Here is a 21,753-nt window from a genome sequence, read left to right as displayed (position 1 = left end):
AAAAAAGCGGTGTTCCCGCTCAGCGCGGTCGGAACATCTTGAAGAGATTGTCGGGGCTGATCTCGAAATAATCAGCCGGCCCGCCGCCGCGCAGGATCGGGCGCGCGGCAGCCGTGTCGTAAATGCCGTTTTTCAGCAGGTGCCGTGCAATGTGCACGCCCACCACTTCGCCCAGAATGAGCCACGTGGGCACCGGCTCGCCGTTCACACCCTCGAGCTGCAGCAGCTGCGTGAGCCGGCACTCGAACGAAACCGGGCTTTCGGCCACGCGCGGCACCGCGATGTGGCGCGAAGCCACGGGCGTGAGGCCCGCGAGCTCGAACTCGTTCACCTCGGGCGGCACGGCCGCGCACGACTGGTTCATTTGCTCGGCCAGCGGCCGGGTGGCCAGGTTCCAGCCGAACTCGCGCGTCTGGCGGATGTTGTGCAGGCTGTCCTTGGCGCCGATGCTCGCAAAGCCAACGATGGGTGGCGTGTAGTTGAAGGCGTTGAAAAAGCTGTAGGGCGCGAGGTTGAGCGCGCCGTTCTCGTCCTGCGACGAGATCCAGCCGATCGGCCGCGGACCGACCATGGCATTGAACGGATCGTGCGGCAGGCCGTGGCCCTTGGCGGGCTCGTAGAAGTGGAAATCGTCGTCGTTGTTGCTGGACACAGCCATGGCTCCTTAGGCCCCCGTAACGCTGCGCGCCACGGCTTCGGCCACCTTGATGCCGTCCACGCCGGCCGAGAGAATGCCGCCCGCGTAGCTCGCGCCTTCGCCGGCCGGGTACAGGCCACGCACGTTGAGGCTCTGGAAGTCGTCGCCGCGCGTGATGCGGATCGGCGACGAGGTGCGCGTTTCCACGCCGGTCAGCACCGCGTCGTGCAGGTCGAAGCCCTTGATCTTGCGGCCGAAGGCGGGGAAGGCCTCGCGCATCGCCTCGATGGCGTAGGCCGGCAGCGCCTGGTGCAGGTCGGTGGGTGTGACGCCGGGCTTGTACGAAGGCGTCACGCTGCCGAGCGCGGTGGAGGGCTTGCCCGCGATGAAATCGCCCACCAGCTGGCCCGGGGCGCGGTAATCGCCGCCGCCGAGCACGAAGGCGTTCGATTCGAGTTCGCGCTGCAGCGCGATGCCGGCGAGCGCGTCGCCCGCGGTCTCTGCCGTCCAGCCGGGAAAGTCGCGCGGGTCGATGCCCACCACGATGCCGGCGTTGGCGTTGCGCTCGTTGCGCGAATACTGGCTCATGCCGTTGGTGACCACGCGGCCGGGCTCGCTGGTGGCCGCCACCACGGTACCGCCCGGGCACATGCAGAAGCTGTAGACCGAGCGGCCGTTGCTTGCGTGGTGCACCAGCTTGTAGTCGGCCGCGCCGAGCAGCGGATGGCCCGCGTGCCGGCCCCAGCGCGCACGGTCGATGAGGCCTTGCGGGTGCTCGACGCGAAAGCCGATGGAGAAGGGCTTGGCCTCGATGTGCACGCCGCGCTCATGCAGCATGGTGAAGGTGTCGCGCGAACTGTGGCCGAGCGCCATCACCACGTGGTCGGCGCGCAGCTCGCTGCTTTGGCCGGTGGTTTGGTCGAGCACGGTCAGGCCGCGAAGCTGGCCGTTTTCGATCTGCACGTCGGTCACGCGTTGCTCGAAGCGGATTTCGCCGCCCAGCGCCACGATCTGCTCGCGGATGTTCTCCACCACCTTCACCAGCTTGAAGGTGCCGATGTGCGGATGCGCGACGTAGAGAATTTCGGGCGGTGCGCCGGCCTTCACGAACTCTTCCATCACCTTGCGGCCGAGGAAGCGCGGGTCCTTGATCTGGCTGTAGAGCTTGCCGTCGGAGAAGGTGCCGGCGCCGCCTTCGCCGAACTGCACGTTCGACTCGGGGTTGAGCACGCTCTTGCGCCACAGGCCCCAGGTGTCGCGGGTGCGCTGGCGCACGGTCTTGCCGCGTTCGAGCACGATGGGCCTGAAGCCCATCTTCGCGAGCATCAGCGCCGCGAAGATGCCGCAGGGGCCGAAGCCGATCACCACGGGCCGGGGCGCGCCTTCGGGCGCGTGCGCCGGTGGCGTGTAGCGCATGTCGGGCGCGGGCTGGATGTGCGGGTGGCCGGCGTGCCTGGCGAGCAATGCGGCCTCCAGCTCGGCATCGGCAAGCTGCACGTCGACGATGTAGACCTGCAGCAGCTGCGGCTTGCGCGCGTCGAAGCTGCGCTTGAACACCTTGAACTCGCGCACGCTGGAAACCGGCGTGTCGAGGGCGGTGGCAATGGCTTGGGGGAGCGCCGCGTCGTCGTGGTCGAGCGGCAGTTTGATTTCAGAAATTCGCAGCATGTCGGTGTGGCTTGTGGTTATCAAGCAGGCCGCAGATTTTACGCGCCCGGGGCGCTATGAAAGAGATAGCTGATCAGGCAGGGAGGAAGCCTTCGACTGACAGATAGCGTTCGCCGGTGTCGTAGTTGAAGCCCAGCACCACTGCATCGGGTGCCAGCGTGGGCAGTTTCTGTGCAATGGCCGCGAGCGTGGCGCCGGAGGAAATGCCCACCAGCATGCCTTCCTCCACCGCGCAGCGGCGGGCCATTTCGCGCGCCGGTTCGGCGTCCACCTGCAGCACGCCGTCGAGCAGCGAGGTGTCGAGGTTCTTCGGAATGAAGCCGGCGCCGATGCCCTGGATCGGATGCGGCGAGGGCTGGCCGCCCGAAATGACCGGCGAGGCCACCGGCTCCACCGCAAACACCTGCAGCTTGGGCCACTTCTTCTTGAGCACCTTCGCCACGCCCGTGATGTGGCCGCCGGTGCCTACGCCGGTAATCAGCACGTCGACGCCGTCGGGGAAGTCGGCCGCAATTTCCTCGGCCGTGGTGCGCATGTGCACCTCGACATTGGCGGGGTTGTTGAACTGCTGCGGCATCCACGCGCCCGGCGTGCCGGCCACGATTTCTTCGGCGCGGGCAATGGAGGCCTTCATGCCGCCGGCGCGCGGCGTCAGGTCGAAGGTGGCGCCGTAGGCCAGCATCAGCCGGCGGCGCTCCACCGACATGCTGTCGGGCATCACCAGAATGAGCTTGTAGCCCTTGACGGCCGCGACCATCGCCAGGCCGATGCCGGTGTTGCCCGAGGTGGGCTCCACGATGGTGCCGCCGGGCTTCAGCGCGCCGGATTTCTCGGCGTCTTCCACCATCGAAAGCGCAATGCGGTCCTTGATGGAGCCGCCGGGGTTGGCGCGCTCGGACTTGATCCACACCTGCTGCTTCGCATTGCCGAACAAGCGGTTGATGCGGATGTGCGGCGTGTTGCCGATGGTCTGGAGGATGTTCTGGGCCTTCATTGGGTCTCCTTGGGCTTTGTTTGGGGGGCAGGGCGGGCTGTCGAAGCGCCATTGTGAAACGGGCCGCCAACGGATGCGAGGGGATCAGGCGATAATTCCCTCCGTGAAGCACGCCAGACCGCCGCTGGTGCAAGCCCGAAAGGGGCGACGCCGCAAGGCGCCGCGTCGAAAGACCGCACTGGAGGAACGTCCGGACTGCACAGGACAGCGCAGGAGTTAACGACTCTCCACCGTGAGGTGAGGATCAGAGCAACAGAGACGAGCCGATTAAGTTCGGGTGAAACGGGCAATCTCTGCGCGCAGCAACACCAAGTAGGCCAGTATCGAGGTGGTTCCGCTGAGCTGGCGGGTAGGTGGCATCGAGCCGTTTGGCGACAAACGGCCCAGAGTAATGGCGGTCACGTTGGGGGCAACCTCAACGCACAGAATCCGGCTTATCGGCGGGCTTCACACTTTTTTCTTGCCCCGGCGGCCCAGGCGCTACCGCGCAGCCGCCCGGGCGCACGCCCTCAGCGCGTGAACAGCCAGCCGCCCTTGGGCTGGCGCATCAGCTCGTGCCGCCTGACGGAGCGCTCTTCGCCGTCGTCTCCCACGTACACCACGTCGAAGCGCAGCAGCTTCGGCGACACCATCTTCCAGTTCTGGATGCGCTTGACGGTCACGCAGGCTGTCTTGTCGTGGTATTGCATTTCCGCCATCGGCCCGCCCTGGAAGCCGGTGTTGTCGAACAACCGTCCCGGCGCCGCGAAGGGGTTGAGCACGGCGCCGTTGCGCGCGGTGATGCAGCCTTCGGTCCGCACGAAAGACTCGATGGTCGGCGCCGCGCTGCGCACCACCTTGGCCACGGCCGGGGAGGGCGGCTTGGTGACGATGGCCTCGCGGATGCGTTCCACCTGCTCCTCGGTGATCGGTGCGAGCCCGCTGGGGGAAACGACCGGCGGCGGCGCCGGTGGCGGCGCATGGTTGGGCAGCAATGGCGCGAGATAACTGCAGCCCGCCAGCGCAAGAGGCGCTGTGCAGGCAAGTGCGGCGGTCCTGAGTCCGAACTTCATTTTTTCTCCTGTCCCTGTACCTGTTCCTGTCCCTCGATAGCTTCTTTCTTGTTGTTGTCGTTGTCGTGTCAGAAGCGTTCGTGCGGCGAAAGATAACGCCACTGCCCGGGCTGCAGCCCCGACAGTGGCACGCGGCCGATGCGGATGCGCCGCATCGCGAGAATGCGCACGCCTGCCTCGTCGCACAGATGCGCAATCTGCCCAGGCCGCGCGCCCTTGAGCGCAAAGCGCAGGCCGGTCTGGTCGTCGGCCTGGCGTCCGATGCTCACGCGTGCGGGCGAGCGCTCGAAACGCACCAGTTGTTCCGGGCTGACCGTGCCCGCCACGTCGACCATCACTTCGTGTTCGATCACACCCGCGTCCTCATGCAGCTTGCGCTCGATGCGCCAATCCTGCGTGTAGACGACCAGCCCGCTGGCGCCGGTTTCCAACGGCGTCATGCAGTTCTGGCCTTTGGCGTGCGCCGGCAGAAAGCGCATGCCCGCGCGTTCGGGTTCGTGGTGATTGGCGGCCACCAGCAGCCGGTGCGCGGTCTCGGTCGGCATGCCGGCCGGCTTGTGCAGCAGCAGGGTAACGGACACCACCGGCTCAGGCTTGGCACCGGGCTCGATCTCGACCTTCTGGTGGTCTTGCACGCGCGACTGCGGCAGCAGCGCCGGCACGCCGTCGACGCGCACCGAGCCGTTCTCGATGAGCAGCTCGGCCTCGCGGCGCGAGCAGCCGGCGAGTGCGGCCACGCGCTTGGCAAGGCGTATGCCTTCTTCGCTGGAGCCGTTCATTGGGCGGAAGCCAGTTGCCGGATGCGCGCCACGTGCGCGGCCAGCGAGCGGGCCGCCACCGGCCACATGCGCTCGGGCACGTCGTCGTAAGCAAGCGGCAGCCAGTCTTCAGGCGTGCCTTGGGGAAGTTTTTTCATGGCGGAGGCAATCTTGGCTTCGCGCTTCAGGCGATGCGCTTTCAGTTGGGCGATGGCGGCGCGTGCGCTGCCGATGACGTAGCCGTGCGCCGGCAGGATGAAGTCGATGCCGCCCGCTTCGCAGGCCGCGTCGAGCTTGTCCAGCGAATCGAGGTACGCGTTCATGTCGCCGTCCGGCGGGTCGACCACGGTGGTGCTGCCGTTCAGGATGTGGTCGCCGGAGAACAGCAGCCCGTCTTCTTCCAGCACCAGGCACAGGTGGTTGGCCGCGTGGCCCGGCGTGTGGACGGCGCGCAGCGTGTGGGTAATTTCCTTGCCCTCGGCGGTGATGCCCGAGAGCACCAGGCGCTCGCCGTCGCGCAGTTCGCGCTCGGCGGCAAAGCGTGCGGACGAACGCGCCGTGGGCGCCGAAGACAGCCCGAGGATCGGCGGTTTCGCCTTTTCGCACAGCGCCTGCAACGGCGCCGCACCGGGTGAATGGTCGGCGTGCGAATGGGTGCACACGATCATGCGGATGTCCCCCTGCGTGGTGCGCCACAGCCGGCCGATGTGATCCGCGTCGTTCGGGCCCGGGTCGATCACGATGTAGCCCGTGGCCGCGTCGCCCACGACGTAGCTGTTGGTACCGGGGCCGGTCATCATGCCGGAATTGGGTGCGGTCAGGCGCTGCACGTTGCCGAGCAGCGGCACTGCGCGCTCGCTCTGCCAGTCGAGCGTGTGCAGCAATTGGCCGTCGGGGCACACCAGCGCGAGTTCGCCGTAGGGCGACTCGCTCTCCATGTAGCGCGCATCTTGCCCGCGGAGCAGTCCGGCGCGCGGGCAGCTGGTCCACAGCGGCTTTTCGCCGGCGCAGGCTTGCAGCACCGCATCGACCTTGGCATAGGCCGCCAGCCGCTGCAGCGTGCGCACCGTCGGAAAAATCATGAAGAAGCTGCCCGCTGCGTGCCGAGCCAACGCATCGGCCGGCCGCACCCAGCAGGGTTCGAACTGCTCGTTTTCGTCGGCCGTGGGCGTCTGGCCCTCGGGCATGCGCGCCACCAGAAAGGGCACGTCGAAACGCCTGGGCAGATCGCGGTCGGTGATCCAGTGCGCGAGGCTGAACACCTGGTCGGACGCAAGCACCAGCCCGCGTTGCTCGCACTGCTCGGCAAAAGAAATGGGCGACGTGGTGCTGCGGTCCATCGACGCGATGTCTTCCGCGCTCACCGGACGGCCGTCGGCATGGCGCGCGAGCAGCACGCCAAGCTCTTCGAAGCCTTCGCGAATGGCCGCAATGGCCTGCGTGAGCTGCAGGCCGCTCTGGGTGGGCCGATGGGTGGCAATGCGCTTGGCGGCTTCGTCGGCCTCGTCGATCTGGCCACCGGGGAACACATAGGCGCCTGGCGCGAAGCTTGCTCTATCGGAACGGCGCGTCATCAGCACTTCGATGCCGGCTTCGGAATCGCGCAGCAGCAGCACGGTGGCTGCCGCGCGCACGGGCACCGGCTCGCGTGCGGGGTGGAGTTGTTGGGTGGGGCGGACCATGCGGCGATTATGGAGAGGTACTGCGATGCGGGCGGGTCCCGCATAAGCTCATACCGGATCGGGCATGAACCGCACGCCACAATCCCGGGCTGCACCGCCCGCATCGAGGAAAGACAGTCATGACCCATTCTCCCTTTTCGCATTCCTTTCGGCAGAACCTGCGCGCGGCCGGCGCCGCCCTGTGCGCCGCCTTCTACGCGGCCTGCGCGGCCTTGTCGTCCGCCGCATGGGCCCAGGCCGACTGGCCGCAACAACCCGTCACGCTGATCATGGGCTTTCCGGCCGGCTCGGGTGTCGACGTGGTGGCCCGCGCCATCCAGGAACCGCTCTCCAGGCAGCTCGGAAAGCCCGTGATCATCGACTACAAGTCGGGCGCGGCCGGTAACATTGCCAGCGAGTACGTGGCCCATGCCAAGCCCGACGGCTACACGCTCTCTTTCGGCACCGCCGCCACGCATGGCAGCAATGCCGCGCTCTACAAGAAATTGCCGTTCGATGTGGAGGCCGACTTCGTGCCCGTGGCGCCGGTGCTCGACGTATCGAACGTGCTCACCATCAACCCTGAAGTGATCAACGCGCGGACATTGAAGGAGTTCGTCGATCTCGTCAAGGCCAACCCCGGCAAGTACAACTATGCGTCTACAGGCAACGGCGCCGGCACGCACATGGCCTTTGCCGAATTCAATTCGCGCCTCGGCCTGAGCATGGTGCACGTGCCCTACAAGGGCGGGCCCGAGGCCATCACGTCGGTGGTGCGCGGAGAAACCTGCTGCATCATGAACCAGGTGCAGACCGTGCTGCCGCACTACAAGGCAGGCAAGGTGCGCTTGCTGGGCGTGACCACGGCCGCGCCGGTGGCGGCGGTCAAGGAGGTGCCCACCATCGCGTCGAGCGGGTTGCCGGGTACGAAGGGTTTCGACAGCTCGATCTGGTTCGGCATCTTCGCGCCCAAGGGCACCGACCCGCAGATCGTCAACAAGCTCAATGCCGCCGTGAAAACGGTGCTCGAGCAGCCCGAAATTCGCGAGCGCTTCGAAAGCCAGGGCAACACCGTGCGCATCGAATCGCCCGCGCAATTCAAGAAGACCGTGCACGACAACCGCGTGAAGTGGGCCGAGGTGGCCAAGGCCGCGAACATCAGCATCGACTGAAGCCGGTCCCGCGCGCGGCTCGGGCTCGGGCTGGCTCGGCTAAGCCGCTTGCCGCAGGGAGGCGCGCGCGCACGCCAGGAACGGCTCGATCAGCGGGCTCTCCCAATCGCTGCGCCAGCAGGCGGCGATGTCCATCTTTGCGTCGGCGTTGCGGAACTGCCTGAACACCACGCCCGGCGGCCGACCGATCCGGGCGCATGCGGGCAGGATGGCCACGCCCTTGCCTGCGAGGACGAGCGCCAGCGCCGACACCATGGTCTCGACGCGTTGCGCAACCGGCATGCTGACATCGTGCCGCCGAAGCATCGAAGCGACGACGGATTTGTCGACATCCCCTTCGGGCATGGGGAGCCCGATGAGCGGCATGCCTGAAAGCCGCTCCAGCGGAATGCCGGACATGCGGGCCAAGGGCGAATCCGCACGCACGGCCAGCATCAAGGGCTGGGTTCCGATGCGTTCGACCGAAATGCCGGCCTGGACAATGGGCGGAATGCAGATAGCCACGGACACCTGCGAATCGGCAATGGCCGAAACGTTGTTGACGGCGTTCAGCTCCACGTACTGGATCTCCACGTCCGGCAGCTTTGCCCGAAGCGCGTTGTCCAGGCGGGGGAGCACCAGGTAGGAAAGCGCGACCATGGTTCCGACCGTGAGCCGGCCCCTGCTGCCCGACCCGATGGCACGCGCAGCCTCGAACCCTTCGTTGGCCAGGAGCAGCGCCTCCTTCGCGCGCTGGAAGAGCGCATTGCCGGCGTCGGTAATTTCCATGCCGCGCGCCGCCCTGCGAAAGAGGGGCGTGCCCACCGCAGCCTCCAGATTCTTGATGTGCACCGACAGCGGCGGCTGGGCCATGTTGAGCCGGCGTGCCGCCTTTCCGACGCTGCGTTCTTCGGCCACGGCCACGAAGTAGCGGAGCGTTCTGAAGTCTGGTGCTGCCATATGCCAATCGTATGCCTTTTCGAGAAAACAGTATTGGACTCGATGCTGCGGTGCATCAATCATTTGCGCATGAAAGAGTTTCCCCGCCTTCCGAAATCTGAAATTTGCGAAATGCCTGCCGCGGCGCTGCGCACGCTCGTCGCGCAGCGAAAGCTCTCGCCGGTGGAGATCGTCGAAGAGGTACTGCGCCGGGCCGATGCAGTGCAGCCGCACCTGAACTGCTTCATCACGCTTTGCCATGAGCAGGCGATGGCGCAGGCCAGGGATGCGGAAGCGGCCGTCATGAAGGGCGAGGCGTCGGGCCTGCTGCACGGGCTGCCCTTCACGGTGAAGGACATCGTCGACACCGAGAACGTCAGGACGACCTACGGTTCCTTGCTGCATCGCGACCACGTTCCCACGCAGGACGCAGTGGCCGTGGCGCGCCTGCGCCAGGCGGGCGGCATTCTCATCGGCAAGACGACCACATCCGAGTTCGGTGCCAAGTGCCTGACCGACGCCCCTCTTTTCGGGAGCACCCGCAACGCATGGGATGCAACGCGCACGAGCGGCGGCTCGAGCGGCGGGGCGGCCTCGTCCATGGCGGCGGGTGTCGCGCCCCTTGCCATTGCCACCGACGGCGGAGGCTCGACCCGCATTCCCGCCGCCTGCAACGGCGTGGTCGGGTTGAAGCAGAGCCTGGGCGTGGTGCCCCACAGCCAGGTACAGGACGCATTCGGCAACTACACCTATGTGACGCCCACCACGCGCAACGTGGCCGACACCGCGCTCATGCTGCAGGCCATGACCGGCGCCCACGGGTCCGATCCCTGGTCATTGGGTGTGCCGGCGCAACGCTACTTCGACGCGCTGCAGCCCGGCGGCGATCTTCGCGGCAAGCGGGTTCTCTACTGCGCGGCGCTCGAAGGGCGGCCCATTTCCGCCGACGTGGCCGCCGCCTTCGAGGCCGCCCTTGCAACACTGCGCTCGATGGGCGCGCAGCTCGAGGAGATGCCGAGCGGCGGGTACGACGTCGAGCCCGTGTGGCGCGTGATCAACCACACCAGCTGGCGCGGCCGCTTCGCGCCGCTGGCCGAAGCGCACGCCGACCGGTTGAGTCCGTCGTTGCTGCAACAGCTCGCGCTCGCAGAGCACGTCGACGGGGTCGCGTTCCAGCAGGCCATGTTCGCCAGGACTGCGCTCTTCCGCAAAGTCCAGGCTCAGCTGGAGACCCACGACTTCATCTTCACGCCGACCCTCTCGCGAACGGCCTTGCCGATCGACCAGGACCTGTTCGGCAGCATCGAGATCGATGGGCAAGCGTATGCCGAGGTTCGGTCGAACTGGTTCCCGTGGACGATGCCCTTCAACCTCACGGGCCACCCCGCGATCAGCCTGCCATGCGGCGCGGGCCGCGACGGCCTGCCCATCGGCATGCAGCTCGTCGGCCGGTTTCGCGAGGACTTGCAGCTGCTGCAAGCCGCGGGGTCTTTCGAAGCCGCACACCGGCCCGCCAACGCGCTGCCCACGCTGGCCTTCTGAGTCTTCCTTCCCTCCCCTCCGTTCGTCTTTCAACCCTGCAGGTACTCCCACCATGGCCTCGTTACTCAAGACACTTCTTCTCGGTGCGTCGATTGCCTTGACCGGCGCCGGCGCGCATGCCGACAACAGCACGCCCGTGCGGCTGATCGTCGGCTTTCCGCCGGGCGGCGCGCTCGACAACCTGGCGCGCTCGCTGGCCGAGGACTTGCGCACAGCCTTGGGTGAGTCCGTGCTGGTGGAGAACCGGCCCGGCGCCTCGAGCCGGATTTCCATCGAAGCCGTCAAGGCCTCGCGGCCCGATGGCCGCACCATCCTGCTCGCCAGCACGCCGCCGTTCGTGCTCTTTCCGATGACCTATGCGCGGCTGAACTACGACGCCGAGAAGGATTTCATTCCCATTGCGCACCTGGCGTATGTGCCCAGTGTCATTTCCGCGGGCGCCAACCAGCCGTTCAAGACCATTCCCGAATACGTCGCGTGGCTCAAGAAGAACCCGGGCGGCGGCAGTATGGGGTTGACGAACCTCGGAGGCGGGCTGCATTTCAGCGTGCTGCAGTTGTCCAAGGCCATCGGCGTGCCGCTCGCGCCGGTTACCTACAGGGGCGGCGCGCCGCTTGCAACCGACATCGTCGGCGCCCATGTGCCGGTCGGCACCGATGCGCTGGCCAGCCAGCTCGAGCTCCACCGCGCGGGCAAGCTGCGGATACTGGGCGTTGCGGGAACCAGGCGTGTGAGCTGGCTGCCCGACATTCCGACCATCAAGGAATCGGGCTACGACGCTTTCGACCGCGCCAACGCCTCCTACGCCGCATTCGTGCCGGCCGGCACGCCCAAGGAGATGGTCGCAAAGCTGGAGGCCGCCTTCGTCGCCGCCATGCGCAAGCCGCAGGTGCGCGCGCAGGTCGACCGCATGGGCCTGGAGCCCACGGGGCTTCCCGGCGCGGAAACGAAACGGATCATGGACGAAGACCGCGCGTACTGGCGTCCCATCGTCAAGGCATCGGGCTTCAAGAGCGAAGACTGAGATCGATGGCCGACGACGCGGACAAGGCGGGCTGGCCGGTGCTCGCCGCCGCGAGTTCGGGCGCGCTGCTGTGTTTTCTCAACCTCAGCGCACTCAATGTCGCGCTGCCCGCCGTGGCGCGCAGCTTGCACGCCACGCCAACGCAGGCGAGCTGGATCCTGCTGTCCTACATGCTGGTCAGCACCGTTTGCATTCTGAGCTTCGGACGGCTGGCCGATCTCTGGGGGCGGCGCCAACTCTTCCTCGCGGGGCTGTCGCTTTTCGTGGCCGCCTGCGCGGCATGCGCCTTTGCACCTACCGCCGAGCTGATGCTGGCGAGCCGCACAGCGCAGGCCATCGGTGCGGCCGGCGTCATGGCCAACGCCAGCGCGTTGGTGAGCGATGCATTCGGCCGCCGCAAGACGGGATTGGCCCTCGGCGTGCTCGCCATGGTTGCGGCGCTGGCCCAGGTCGTGGGCCCGCTGGCCGGCGGCTTCGTCGTGTCGTGGTGGGGATGGCGCGTTCTCTTCATGCTCAATGTGCCTGCCGGGCTTTGCGTACTGGCGTGGTCGTGGAAGGTCTTGCCAACAAGCGCGGCCGCCAAGGCGGAGCGCTTCGACCTGGCAGGCGCGGCGCTTTCCCTCGTCGGTATCGGATGCGTGACCTATGCCCTCTCGATGGCAGGCACCCGTGGATGGACAAGCACGCCGGTGTGGGCATTCATGCTCGCAGGGCTTTGCGCCATCGGCCTTTTCTCAGGCGTTCAGATGCGTGTGGCCAGCCCGCTGGTCGACCCGTCGCTCTTCAGAGACCCGGCCCGCCGGACCGCCTATGCGGGCATCCTGCTTCTGTCGATGACGCAGGCGGCTCCCCTCCTGCTGGTGGCCTTGTACCTGCAAGCTTGCGCGGGCCTGCAGCCATCGGAAGCCGGCCTGCGCATTGCACCGGTTGCATTCGGCATGCTGATGGCCGCGCCGGTGGCGGGCATTCTGCTTCGGCGCTTCAGGCCCGAATCCATTTGCGTGGGCGGAATGCTGCTCGCAGGGGGCGCGTTGGCGCTGTTGGCCGCTCTGCTGCAGCCGACGATCGGCACCGTGCAGCTGTCCATGTGCCTCTGGGTGCTCGGCCTGGGCATCGGTAGTTTCGTAACGCCGAACAACGCGTCGATCCTCCAGAGCGTGGTCCCCCAGCGTCGAGGCATTGCCAACGGCGTGCGGTCGACGCTGCAAAACACCGGCATCATGGTCGGAACCGCGCTGACGTTGAGCGTGGCGCTGGCGCAGCTCCCTTCAGGCTCGCAACGCACGGTTCTGGGAAATGGCAGCGCGGGGCTTTCGGGTGTGGATGTGGCTGCCTTTACCCAAGGGGCGAGTTCTGCGCTGGTTTTGCTTGCAGTTCTTTGCTTTGCCGGCGCCGCACTGGTCGCGAATACGTGGCATCGCGCCGGGCGGCTGGAGTGGGGGAAGGGCTCGCAGTGATTTCGGGCAGCAGTGAAGCGGTCGTCAAACCGGGTCCACCCTTTCGTACCGCATGAGCATTGCAGGTCCGTCAGGCGTCATGACTTCGCCAACCTCCTTGAAGCCGACTTTGTTGTAGCACCGTATGGCACGGGCGTTGTCGGGTGAGGGATCGGTCTGCACCTTCGAAACGCCAGGGTCTTGAAAGAGCCGCTCGACAAAGGCCTTGATCATTGCGGTGCCCAAGCCCTGATTCAGGCGCGCGGCGTCTGCCAGGAACTGATCGATGCCTCTCGCGCCGGCATCGGTTTCGTCTTCCCACCAGCCGTCTCCGGAGCCTTGCACAACGTAGACCTGGATGAACCCGATCGGCTCACCGTTCAGTGTGGCAATGAATGCCTTGGTCGAAGACCGGCCGTCGAGCGTGGGAAGGTAGTCGTCCTTGATCTCTTCCATCGTGCTGGGCTCGCTCCACCATTCGGCAACGTGGGGCCGCCGAACCCACTCGTGGAGCATCGGAAAGTCGTCTTCTGCCAGTGGCTTGAATGAAAGTGTCATGGACACGAGCGGGTGATTCCTTTTCAAGGCGAGGGCAGGTCTTTACTATAGAACCTCGAGTCGGCGTAGACCTGCACCAGGAGTTCCCATGAACCGCGCTGCCTTCCGCATGCTGCTGGCCAGTGCCCTCGTGCTGGGTTGCGCGCCAGGTCCGGGCCAAACCGATACCGGGTGGGGCGCGCTGCGCAATGGCGACGTCGTTCTGTTCCGGCATGCAGAGGCGCCGGGAATCGGAGACCCGCCCGGCATGCGCCTTGACGACTGCGGCACCCAGCGCAACCTCGACGACACCGGCCGCAAGCAGGCGCGCCGCATCGGCGAGCGATTTCGCGAACGCGGCATTGCCGTGTCCGCCGTGGTCACCTCCGAATGGTGCCGCGCGCGCGATACCGCGGCACTCGCCTTTCCCGCCATCAAGGCTCGCGCCGACAGCGCGTTCAACTCGTTGTTCTTCGATCGATCGCACGAACCCGAGCAAACCGAGCGCGCCCGGGCGCTGCTCCTGGCCTGGCGCGGCCCGGGCATGCTAGTGGTGACCACTCACCAGGCCAATATCAGCGCACTGACGGGCACCGCCACGGCGTCCGGCGAAGGTGTCGTCATGCGAGTGCAGCGGGGCGCACTGACGGTGGTGGGCACGCTACCTGTCGACGGGCCTTGACGCTTCGTCGGTGAACGAGTCCATCCAATCCCAAACCTGCCCGGGCGCCTCGATCATCACGTTGTGGCCGTGCGGGCCCAGGTCACGTGCATCGGGGTCGAGCGCGCGGGTCTGCTCCATCGTCACCAACGCATCGTCGCGTCCGCGACCGAGATGAACCGGGCAGCGAGCCAGCGCCATCAGCTCGGACAGCGGCGGCTTGCCGACAGCATTTGCCTTTGGGTCCATCGCGAGACGCCATTCGTCGGCATCGCGGCCGACGCCTCTCGCAGCCACTGGCGCCGATGCACCGGCGAGTCCCGCGAGGCCTGAAACCTTCAGGTATCTCTCCCACGCTTCTTCTTCGGTAGAAAACTTCTTCGCGGGCTGCGATGCCAGTGTTTCCATGCGGCGAAGCTCATCGTCGCTCCACGCCGCCTTGATGCCCGCCCCAAAGACCCGGTGCGGCGTAACACCGAACCAGCCCGTGGCCAATGCGAGGCCGATGACTCCGCCCAGCGAGTGCCCCAGAACCACGAGCCGCCCTGCGGCATCGACGTGCGGCATCGCGGCGCGCGCAACGGTTGCGGCGCATTGGCCAATGGCATAAGAGTCTTGCCGGCGGGATCGGCCGTGGCCGGGCAGGTCGAGAGCCATCCAACGCCCGGCCCAGCGAGTGCTCGCCATTTCGCACATCGGCGACCACACGGCCCCGGTCGCGCCCATCCCATGCAACATGAGAAGCAGGTCGGGGCCTTCGCCGCCTTGTTCCGTGTAGATGCCTGCTGTTTCCATTGCATCGCTCCTCAGGCGCGGCGCACTTCCATCACGCCGTGCTCGCAAGCCTGCTCGTAGACCGAAGGCATGCGCGTGGCCAGGTGCAGCAGCATGCGCGGCGCCTGGGTCTTGACGGACCACCGCACCAGAATGCCGGCCACCACCAGCGGCCCGCCGATCCACGGATAGCCGGCCAGCGCCGCGGCAATGCCCGGGCCGATGAGTGCAAGTGCCAGCGCCGTGGCATGCATGCGGTGGGACACGAACGGTACCGCCAGCGCGGGGTTGACGACGACGCGAAAGCGCCCTTGCGCCAGCCCCTGGCGGAATTCCTCGAAAGGGATGTATTCGACGGTTTCCTGCTGCGTGTCGTTGTGGCGGTTCATGCGCGCATTCTGGCGCCAAACGGCAATTGACCATCCGCCATCTACGGCCAGCGCTGGCGCAGGAGGCGGTCATCGAGGGCGTCTCGGCCGCGCCACCCCACGCCTTACTACACTGCTCCGATGAGCCACTCTCATGACCGCATCGCGTGCGAGACATCCTGACTTCCTACTTCTGGAGCGGCGACGCCATTCGCAGCCGGAGCGTGAGCAATGTCGTGCTGTCGGGCATGGTCGACGTGCCCGTGCCTCCCGCAAGGCTCACGGCAGATTGGGAGCGCGAGATATCTTCGCGCCTCGCGCTGGAGCCCGGAGACGTGGAGCCGCTGCCCCTGGCGCGAGCGCGTGCGCGGTGGCCGGACTACGCGCGCTGCGTGCAGGCCGTGGCGGACTGGACGCGCACGCTCGGTCTGCCCGACGTGCTTGCATCGAGCGATGTCGCGCTCATGGCTTGCCGCGGCGCGCGTTACCACCACGACGGCGCGCAATACGGCGGTGCGGCGTTCTGCAATCTCTTCGTGAGCGAGGACAAGGGGCTCGACGTTCACTTTGCTTCTACGGGCCATCGCATTCCGCTTGCCCGCGGCACGGTCCTGATCTTCGATACCGGCCAGCCTCATGCCGTAGTTCCGCGCGGCGGCAGCGGCTTCGACGCGGCCGACTTCGGGCCCGAGAAAGACTGCACCCAAGTGTTTCTAACGTGGGAGCTTCCCATCGAAGATGCTCACGTGGCGCGCGCACTCGGAGTTGCGTTCGACGTCGATCCTTCGACCGCCTCGCAACTCGATGAAGAGCAGGTGCGGGTGAACGGCAAGCGCGCAATCGTTCGCCCCACTTCAGGCCAATGGGAACCGTTCGACTGACCTGCATCGGCAATGCATTACCAATGCATTACTGATGTGCCGTAAATGCCTACCAAGGTTCGCATCACTGCTACATCGCTGTGTCACAGCGGCTTCGTACGCTTGAAGTTGCCTTGATGCGCGGCGGTGGAGACACTGCCGTTCGTCGAGGCCATTCAACTGCCTCGATGAAACAAGGAGTGACTCATCCATGCATTCACGGCTTTCTTATTTGCGCGCGCCGCTCGCGCTGTTGGTCATGGCCTTCGCGTTGAGCGCGTGTGGCGGTGGTGATGGCGGCGGGGGTGGCGCCGGCTTCAGCGGCAGCGCCACCGCGAAGGACAGCGGCGACAACACGGCCAAGACCGATGCCGCTTCGACCACGCCCAACGCAGCCAGCAGCGAGCCCACCGTGAGCTACGCCCCCTGAGTCGCTCCCATCAATATTCGAGACTGACCACCCCACCATGACCACACGCCGCAAGTTTCTACAAAGCGCCACGGGCACCGGCATCGCAGCCGCCACGTTGGCCACTTTTCCGCCCAGCATTCGCCGCGCGCTGGCCATTCCGGCGCACCACGAGACCGGCACCGTCAAGGACGTGAAGCACGTCGTGCTGCTGATGCAGGAGAACCGTTCGTTCGACAGCTACTTCGGCACCTTCAAGGGCGTGCGCGGCTACGGCGACCGCTTTGCCGTGCCCGCGCCCAACGGCAAGACCATCTTTCACCAGACCTACACCAAGACCACGCCGCCCGGCACCTACACGCCCTACCGCCTCGACGAGAGCAAGGGCAACGCGCAGCGCGCGGGCAGCACGCCGCACGGCTGGTCTGATTCGCAGGCCGCATGGGACCACGGGCGCATGTTCAAGTGGCCCGACGTCAAGAACCTGCTGTCGATGGGCTACTACGACACCGCGGAAGTGCCGTTCCAGCGCGCGCTGGCCGAGGCCTTCACGCTGTGCGACCACTATCACTGCGGCATGCACACCGGCACCATTGCGAACCGGTTGTTCTACTGGAGCGGCACCAACGGCCCCAACGGCATCAGCCCCGTCGACGGCAGCAAGGTGCAGCTCGCGGTGCTGAACAACCAGTTCAACGCCGGCAACGACATCGGCGCATCCACCGAAGGCTGGACCTGGACCACCTATGCCGACCGGCTCGAAAAAGCCGGCGTCAAGTGGAAGGTCTACCAGAGCCTGATCGACAACTTCGGCTGCAACGAGATGATGAGCTTTCGCCACTGGCGAACCGCCGTCGAGCAGATGCCCGAAGCCCGGCGCCCCGTGTATGTGCCCGCCACCGACATCACGCAGCCGGTAACCGCCGCCGGTCCGTTCTACGACCCGGCCATCGACGACCCGCTCAGCCCGCTGGCCAAGGGCTTCGGCAACACCATGCCCTACGGCTTTCTGGAAACCTTCCGCGAAGACATCCGCAACGGCACCTTGCCCGCGGTGTCGTGGATCATTTCGCCCTCGGCCTACAGCGAGCACCCCGGCCCCTCGAGCCCGGCCAAGGGCGGCTGGTATGTGCAGGAAGTGCTGGACGCACTCACCGCCAACCCCGAGGTGTGGAGCAAGACCGTGCTGCTCATCAACTTCGACGAGAACGACGGCTTCTTCGACCACCTGCCTTCGCCCGCCGCGCCGTCGCGCAACCCCGACGGCTCACTGGCCGGCGCCACCACAATGGCCGAAGCCGACGTGGCCGTTGAATATCACAACTACACGCCGGCCACCCCCAAGCAGCCCGCCATGGACGGCCGCCCCTACGGCCCCGGCCCGCGCGTGCCGATGTGGGTGGTCTCGCCGTGGAGCCGTGGCGGCTGGGTCAACTCGCAGGTCTGCGACCACACCTCGACGCTCATGTTTCTGGAAAAGTGCTTCGGCGTGGCCGAGCCGCAGATCAGCAAGCACCGCCGCGCCGTTTGCAGCGACCTGACCAGCGCCTTCAACTTCGAGCGCCCGAACGACGAGCCGCTGCCCACCCTGGCCGGGCGCAAGACCAAGGCCGAGGCCGACGCGCTCACCACCGCGCAGGAGGCGCTCCCCAAGATCGTGCCGCCGGTCGACGCCGACTTGCCGGTGCAGGCCACCGGCGTGCGCCCCTCGCGCGCCTTGCCTTACGAACTGCACACCAGTGCGCGCAGCGATTCGCTCAACGGCCGCGTTCAACTGCTGTTTGCCAACAGCGGCAAGGCTGCTGCCGTGTTCCACGTGTACGACAAGCTGCACCTGGCAGACCGCGTGCCGCGCCGCTACGTGGTCGAGCCCGGCAAGCAGCTCGACGGCTACTGGAGCGCCATGACCGACGACGCCGGCCTGTACGACCTGTGGGTGCTCGGCCCCAACGGCTTTCACCGCCAGTTCAAGGGCAACCTGAACAGCCTGCGCGCCGGCGGTGCGGCCGCGCCGGAAATTCGCGTGGGCTACGACGCGCGCCGCGGCGACATCTACCTGCAGATGCGCAACGACGGCCGGCGCGATTGCCGCTTTACCGTGCAATCGAACAAGGCCTACCCGCGCCCCGATGCCTACCAGGCCGGCGGCAAGGGCCACCATGAAGACCGCGGCAACGGCGACAACAACGACAACAGCGACCGTCGCGGCAACAACGAAAACAACGGCGTCTACGGCACCCACCCCGACGGCTCATGGCGCATTCGCGTCAAGGGTGGCGGCGACACCGCCATGCGCTGGAGCCTGGATGGCAGCGGCCAGTGGTACGACTTCGTGGTGACCTGCGATGCCGACCCGTCGTTCTACCGGCGCTTTGCCGGCCGCATCGAAACGGGCCGGCACTCGGTGAGCGACCCGGCCATGGGGCTGCCCGACCGCTTCTGAAGAGAAGAAAAAGAAAGCCGGGGCTACGGCAGCAGCTTTGCGATCGCATCGGTGAACGACGGAATGTCGGCTCCAGTGTGCGTCGTCGAGTAGGTGGTTTCTTCCACCGTCAGGCCCTGGTATACGCGCCCCAGCAGCCGCTTGAATATCGAGTCCACCGGGCCGGAGTTGCATTCGGTCGGGTGGTCGCAGCGCGTAAGAACGAGCGTTGCAGGCAGCGGCCTGCCGTTGAGTGCGTCGTGCATCTGCTGCTCGAGGTTTTCATACTCGGGCCCCTGATAGTCGTACGCGCCTTCGAACGAGAGGAAGTGCGAGAACACCAAGTTGCCCGCCGCGCCTTCGAGGAACAGCGCAATGCCGGCCATGCTTCCGCTCAGCGAGAGGCCCGTCAACAGGCGCTTGTTCGAATTGGCGCGGTACTTCGCTTCGATGAACGGCACCAGCTCCAGCGTGAGGAAGTCGTGGTACGCCGTGGCGCCAGGCAAGGCGTAGTCCTGTTCGCGGCGAGCCGTGCCGCCGATGCCGACCAGAATCGCCTCCGTGCGGCGGCTGTCGAGAATGTCCTTGAAGTTCGAAAAGCGCGTGCCAGGCGGATTGAAGATTCCGTCGCCGTCCATTGCATAAATGACCGGATAGCTCGCTGGTGAGCCGCCGTCGTAAGAGGCGGGCAGGTAGATGTCGAGCGGATAGGTTGCGCCGGTCTTGGCCGAGACGATGCTGTCGGAGACGACGCGGCTGGTTGCCACGGGCGGCTCGGCCGGCTCATCGGGTGCAGGCGGTGCGGCGGGTGGCGGTGCATCCGGAGCAGGCGGCGCGGGAGGCGCAACAGGCGCATCGCTTGGCGGCGGAGCAGTGCCCACGGTTCCAACGGGCAACACAGCGCCCCCACCTCCGCCCCCACCGCCGCAACTCGACATGCCGAGCGCAAGGGCCCAGCCCCCGACGAATACGAACGCGCGCACCGCTCGTCCAAGCTGCTGCATTGCAACTCCTCGATCGATTGTGGTTTCAAGAGACCGTCAGGCATCACGTTGATGAATGTGATCGCCAGGCGAATACAGCCCCTCTTCAGAATGCCACACGAGCCCGCTTTCTCGGGCCGATCAAGGGGTACCTCAGGGGTGAAACACCCGTATCAATCCCACGCTGGCGAAAGGCCCGCCGAACTCGTCACCAACAACCGGCGCACCTGCCAGCGGGCTATCCTGCGCAACCCGCTTCTTCTTCACGCCAAAGCCGATGCCTGCTCCGCACGTTGCCAACAAGAACAAGCCCTACGTTGTTCCCCCTGCTTGGGCGCGCCTACGCGAAATGGTCGCGGCGCGAACCCCCATGGATGGCCGTACCGACGCGCTCTATCCTGGCCTGCGCTGCTACCGCTTCTCCCACCCAATCCGCTACGAAAAAACCCAACGCCTCACACCGGGCGTCGTGGTGGTCTTGCAAGGCCGCAAGACCGCGCACCTCGGTAGCGACCGCCGTTCGCTCGACTACGGCGCAAACCAATGCCTGGTGCTCGGCGCCGAGGTCGCGTGCCTCGGCACGGTCGTCGGGGCGAGCGCCGAAGAGCCGTACCTCGCCATTCATCTCGACCTACCGCCCGACGTGCTGGTCAAGTCTTTCGTCGCGCTGGCAGAAAGCGGCACGCTCGCGGCCGAGCCCGCCCGCGTGACCGAGAACTTCACGGCCCCGGTGGGGCCGGAGGTGGTCGAGGCCTTCGCGCGCTTGCTGCTGGCGGCGGATGACCCGGTGGACCGCCGCACGCTCGCGCCGCTGGCGGTCGAAGAGATCGTGCTGCGGCTGCTGCGCTCCGAGGCGGCGGCGGCCATTCGCAGCGCGAGTGCGGTTACCAAGGCGGGCGCACGCATACAGGCGGCCATCGCCTTCATGCGCCGCCACTTGGGCCGGCCGCTGTCCGTGGCTGAAATTGCCAGCCACGTGCACATGAGCCCTTCGCACTTCGCGCACAGTTTTCGCGAGGTGGCCGGGGTCACGCCGATGCGCTGCATTCGCGACTTGCGGCTGGAAGAGGCGCGCATGCTGATGTTGGGCACCGGGCTGCGCCCCGGCGATGCGGCTGCGAAGGTGGGCTTCGAGAGCGCGGCGCATTTCAATCGCGCGTTTCGCAGGCGGTTCGAGGCAACGCCTGCGGAATACGTACGGCGCGTGCAGTCGGGTTGAAGCTCCGCAGCCATGGTCAATTTGTTCGCAGCTTCGCGTCTTGGCACGGGGGAGGGTGCTGGCTAACCTGCCTGTTTCCTTTTTCTTTTCTTCTTGAAAGCAACGCGAAATTTCATGGACCCGATCAACGTCATCATCACTTTCGAAGCCAAGCCCGAGGGCGCCTCCGCCTTCGCCGAGCTCATGAACCAGGTCAGGCAGTCGCTGCCGTCGGCGGATGGCTGCCGGGGCGTGCGGATATTTGGGCACAGCGACAACGCGTGCGCGTTCACGCTGGTCGAATCGTGGGAGTCAACGCGCCACCATCAGGCGCATATCGATCGCGCGGTGGCGTCGGGCGCCTGGAGTGCGCTGGAGGCGCAGCTGGCTTGTGCGCCTGTGAGTCGCTATTGCGCGGAGCTTTGATCGAGGCGGGTGTTGTGTTTCACTCGGAATGAATTTTTTCATTGAGCTTGGAGCTGCGGCTGCTTGCGCCGCTGACGGAGCCGGCGAACTGGAACGCCTTTGTATAAGGGCAATCGCCCTCGTCGCCCTCAAAAGACCCCGAATACCTTCAACAAGATAATGACGCCAATGGGCACGCCGCATAGCCAAAGGATGATGCTTTTCATGTGACTTCCTCGGTGGTGGGGATGCTGTCACGGTAGCCAGCGTCACC

General features: G+C 66.3%; 21 protein-coding genes and 1 other RNA gene. 11 read left to right on the top strand and 11 right to left on the bottom strand.

Annotation, left to right across the window (positions count from 1 at the left end; all coding sequences use genetic code 11):
* Positions 1–19 precede the first annotated feature (19 nt).
* The 3 genes from ABIC94_RS13785 to cysK all read right to left on the bottom strand — a co-directional run bounded on the left by ABIC94_RS13785 (position 20) and on the right by cysK (position 3,299).
* The gene (locus ABIC94_RS13785) at positions 20–658 is read right to left on the bottom strand and encodes a flavin reductase family protein (protein WP_354373561.1); all 639 of its coding nucleotides are present in this window, start codon (positions 656–658) and stop codon (positions 20–22) included.
* A gap of 6 nt (positions 659–664) precedes the next feature.
* Complete coding sequence (locus ABIC94_RS13780; protein ID WP_354373560.1) at positions 665–2,305, bottom strand: NAD(P)/FAD-dependent oxidoreductase; 1,641 nt, start codon at positions 2,303–2,305, stop codon at positions 665–667.
* Between the two features lie 73 nt (positions 2,306–2,378).
* The gene (gene cysK / locus ABIC94_RS13775) at positions 2,379–3,299 is read right to left on the bottom strand and encodes a cysteine synthase A (RefSeq protein WP_354373559.1); all 921 of its coding nucleotides are present in this window, start codon (positions 3,297–3,299) and stop codon (positions 2,379–2,381) included.
* A gap of 105 nt (positions 3,300–3,404) precedes the next feature.
* On the opposite strand from cysK, the gene rnpB reads away from it, so the two are divergent.
* An RNA gene (rnpB, locus tag ABIC94_RS13770) (RNase P RNA component class A) lies at positions 3,405–3,752 on the top strand.
* Between the two features lie 56 nt (positions 3,753–3,808).
* Here the strand turns inward: rnpB and ABIC94_RS13765 are convergent.
* The 3 genes from ABIC94_RS13765 to ABIC94_RS13755 form a co-directional block, all read right to left on the bottom strand.
* Positions 3,809–4,351 carry a hypothetical protein gene (locus ABIC94_RS13765; RefSeq protein ID WP_354373558.1) on the bottom strand — a complete coding sequence of 181 codons (543 nt, stop codon included), beginning with the start codon at positions 4,349–4,351 and terminating at the stop codon, positions 3,809–3,811.
* A gap of 68 nt (positions 4,352–4,419) precedes the next feature.
* On the bottom strand, positions 4,420–5,130 hold the full coding sequence (locus tag ABIC94_RS13760; RefSeq protein WP_354373557.1) for an RNA pseudouridine synthase: 711 nt from the start codon (positions 5,128–5,130) through the stop codon (positions 4,420–4,422).
* Positions 5,127–6,791 (bottom strand): MBL fold metallo-hydrolase, encoded by a 1,665-nt coding sequence (locus tag ABIC94_RS13755; protein WP_354373556.1) that lies wholly within the window; start codon positions 6,789–6,791, stop codon positions 5,127–5,129. The genes ABIC94_RS13760 and ABIC94_RS13755 overlap by 4 nt, the downstream gene beginning before the upstream one ends.
* A gap of 119 nt (positions 6,792–6,910) precedes the next feature.
* Here ABIC94_RS13755 and ABIC94_RS13750 point away from each other — a divergent pair, with 119 nt between their 5' ends.
* Entirely contained in the window at positions 6,911–7,942 is a 1,032-nt protein-coding gene (locus ABIC94_RS13750) for a Bug family tripartite tricarboxylate transporter substrate binding protein (RefSeq protein ID WP_354373555.1), read from the top strand.
* Between the two features lie 39 nt (positions 7,943–7,981).
* Here ABIC94_RS13750 and ABIC94_RS13745 read toward each other — a convergent pair whose 3' ends face one another.
* The gene (locus ABIC94_RS13745) at positions 7,982–8,881 is read right to left on the bottom strand and encodes a LysR family transcriptional regulator (RefSeq protein ID WP_354373554.1); all 900 of its coding nucleotides are present in this window, start codon (positions 8,879–8,881) and stop codon (positions 7,982–7,984) included.
* A gap of 111 nt (positions 8,882–8,992) precedes the next feature.
* On the opposite strand from ABIC94_RS13745, the gene ABIC94_RS13740 reads away from it, so the two are divergent.
* From ABIC94_RS13740 to ABIC94_RS13730, 3 genes are read left to right on the top strand one after another with little or no spacing between them, the layout of a single operon-like run.
* Positions 8,993–10,402: an amidase gene (locus tag ABIC94_RS13740; RefSeq protein ID WP_354373553.1), complete on the top strand. Its 1,410-nt coding sequence runs from the start codon at positions 8,993–8,995 to the stop codon at positions 10,400–10,402.
* Between the two features lie 52 nt (positions 10,403–10,454).
* Entirely contained in the window at positions 10,455–11,426 is a 972-nt protein-coding gene (locus ABIC94_RS13735; protein ID WP_354373552.1) for a Bug family tripartite tricarboxylate transporter substrate binding protein, read from the top strand.
* Between the two features lie 5 nt (positions 11,427–11,431).
* Positions 11,432–12,883 carry an MFS transporter gene (locus ABIC94_RS13730; RefSeq protein WP_354373551.1) on the top strand — a complete coding sequence of 484 codons (1,452 nt, stop codon included), beginning with the start codon at positions 11,432–11,434 and terminating at the stop codon, positions 12,881–12,883.
* Positions 12,884–12,907: 24 nt separating this feature from the next.
* Here the strand turns inward: ABIC94_RS13730 and ABIC94_RS13725 are convergent, their stop codons facing one another.
* Positions 12,908–13,420 (bottom strand): GNAT family N-acetyltransferase, encoded by a 513-nt coding sequence (locus ABIC94_RS13725; RefSeq protein WP_354373550.1) that lies wholly within the window; start codon positions 13,418–13,420, stop codon positions 12,908–12,910.
* Between the two features lie 88 nt (positions 13,421–13,508).
* Between ABIC94_RS13725 and ABIC94_RS13720 the strand changes: the two genes are divergently transcribed.
* Positions 13,509–14,081, top strand: a complete 573-nt coding sequence (locus ABIC94_RS13720) for a histidine phosphatase family protein (protein WP_354373549.1) — start codon at positions 13,509–13,511, stop codon at positions 14,079–14,081.
* On the opposite strand, the gene ABIC94_RS13715 is transcribed toward ABIC94_RS13720, so the two are convergent.
* Positions 14,061–14,855, bottom strand: a complete 795-nt coding sequence (locus ABIC94_RS13715) for an alpha/beta fold hydrolase (RefSeq protein ID WP_354373548.1) — start codon at positions 14,853–14,855, stop codon at positions 14,061–14,063. The genes ABIC94_RS13720 and ABIC94_RS13715 overlap by 21 nt on opposite strands.
* 11 nt (positions 14,856–14,866) lie before the next feature.
* Positions 14,867–15,223, bottom strand: a complete 357-nt coding sequence (locus ABIC94_RS13710) for a hypothetical protein (RefSeq protein ID WP_354373547.1) — start codon at positions 15,221–15,223, stop codon at positions 14,867–14,869.
* 146 nt (positions 15,224–15,369) lie between these two features.
* On the opposite strand from ABIC94_RS13710, the gene ABIC94_RS13705 reads away from it, so the two are divergent.
* The 3 genes from ABIC94_RS13705 to ABIC94_RS13695 all read left to right on the top strand — a co-directional run bounded on the left by ABIC94_RS13705 (position 15,370) and on the right by ABIC94_RS13695 (position 18,914).
* Positions 15,370–16,083 (top strand): hypothetical protein, encoded by a 714-nt coding sequence (locus tag ABIC94_RS13705; RefSeq protein WP_354373546.1) that lies wholly within the window; start codon positions 15,370–15,372, stop codon positions 16,081–16,083.
* A gap of 190 nt (positions 16,084–16,273) precedes the next feature.
* The gene (locus tag ABIC94_RS13700) at positions 16,274–16,492 is read left to right on the top strand and encodes a hypothetical protein (protein WP_354373545.1); all 219 of its coding nucleotides are present in this window, start codon (positions 16,274–16,276) and stop codon (positions 16,490–16,492) included.
* A gap of 37 nt (positions 16,493–16,529) precedes the next feature.
* Positions 16,530–18,914, top strand: a complete 2,385-nt coding sequence (locus tag ABIC94_RS13695) for a phosphocholine-specific phospholipase C (RefSeq protein ID WP_354373544.1) — start codon at positions 16,530–16,532, stop codon at positions 18,912–18,914.
* A gap of 23 nt (positions 18,915–18,937) precedes the next feature.
* On the opposite strand, the gene ABIC94_RS13690 is transcribed toward ABIC94_RS13695, so the two are convergent.
* Positions 18,938–19,897 (bottom strand): alpha/beta hydrolase, encoded by a 960-nt coding sequence (locus ABIC94_RS13690; RefSeq protein ID WP_354373543.1) that lies wholly within the window; start codon positions 19,895–19,897, stop codon positions 18,938–18,940.
* A gap of 256 nt (positions 19,898–20,153) precedes the next feature.
* On the opposite strand from ABIC94_RS13690, the gene ABIC94_RS13685 reads away from it, so the two are divergent.
* Together ABIC94_RS13685 and ABIC94_RS13680 are read left to right on the top strand one after the other, a co-directional pair.
* On the top strand, positions 20,154–21,095 hold the full coding sequence (locus ABIC94_RS13685) for an AraC family transcriptional regulator (protein WP_354373542.1): 942 nt from the start codon (positions 20,154–20,156) through the stop codon (positions 21,093–21,095).
* Between the two features lie 114 nt (positions 21,096–21,209).
* On the top strand, positions 21,210–21,500 hold the full coding sequence (locus ABIC94_RS13680; RefSeq protein WP_354373541.1) for a putative quinol monooxygenase: 291 nt from the start codon (positions 21,210–21,212) through the stop codon (positions 21,498–21,500).
* Positions 21,501–21,753 lie beyond the last annotated feature (253 nt).

Origin of the sequence: Variovorax paradoxus, assembly GCF_040544635.1 — a bacterium.
GTDB lineage: Bacteria > Pseudomonadota > Gammaproteobacteria > Burkholderiales > Burkholderiaceae_C > Variovorax > Variovorax paradoxus_R.
This window is presented reverse-complemented; position numbering and strand designations above follow the sequence as displayed.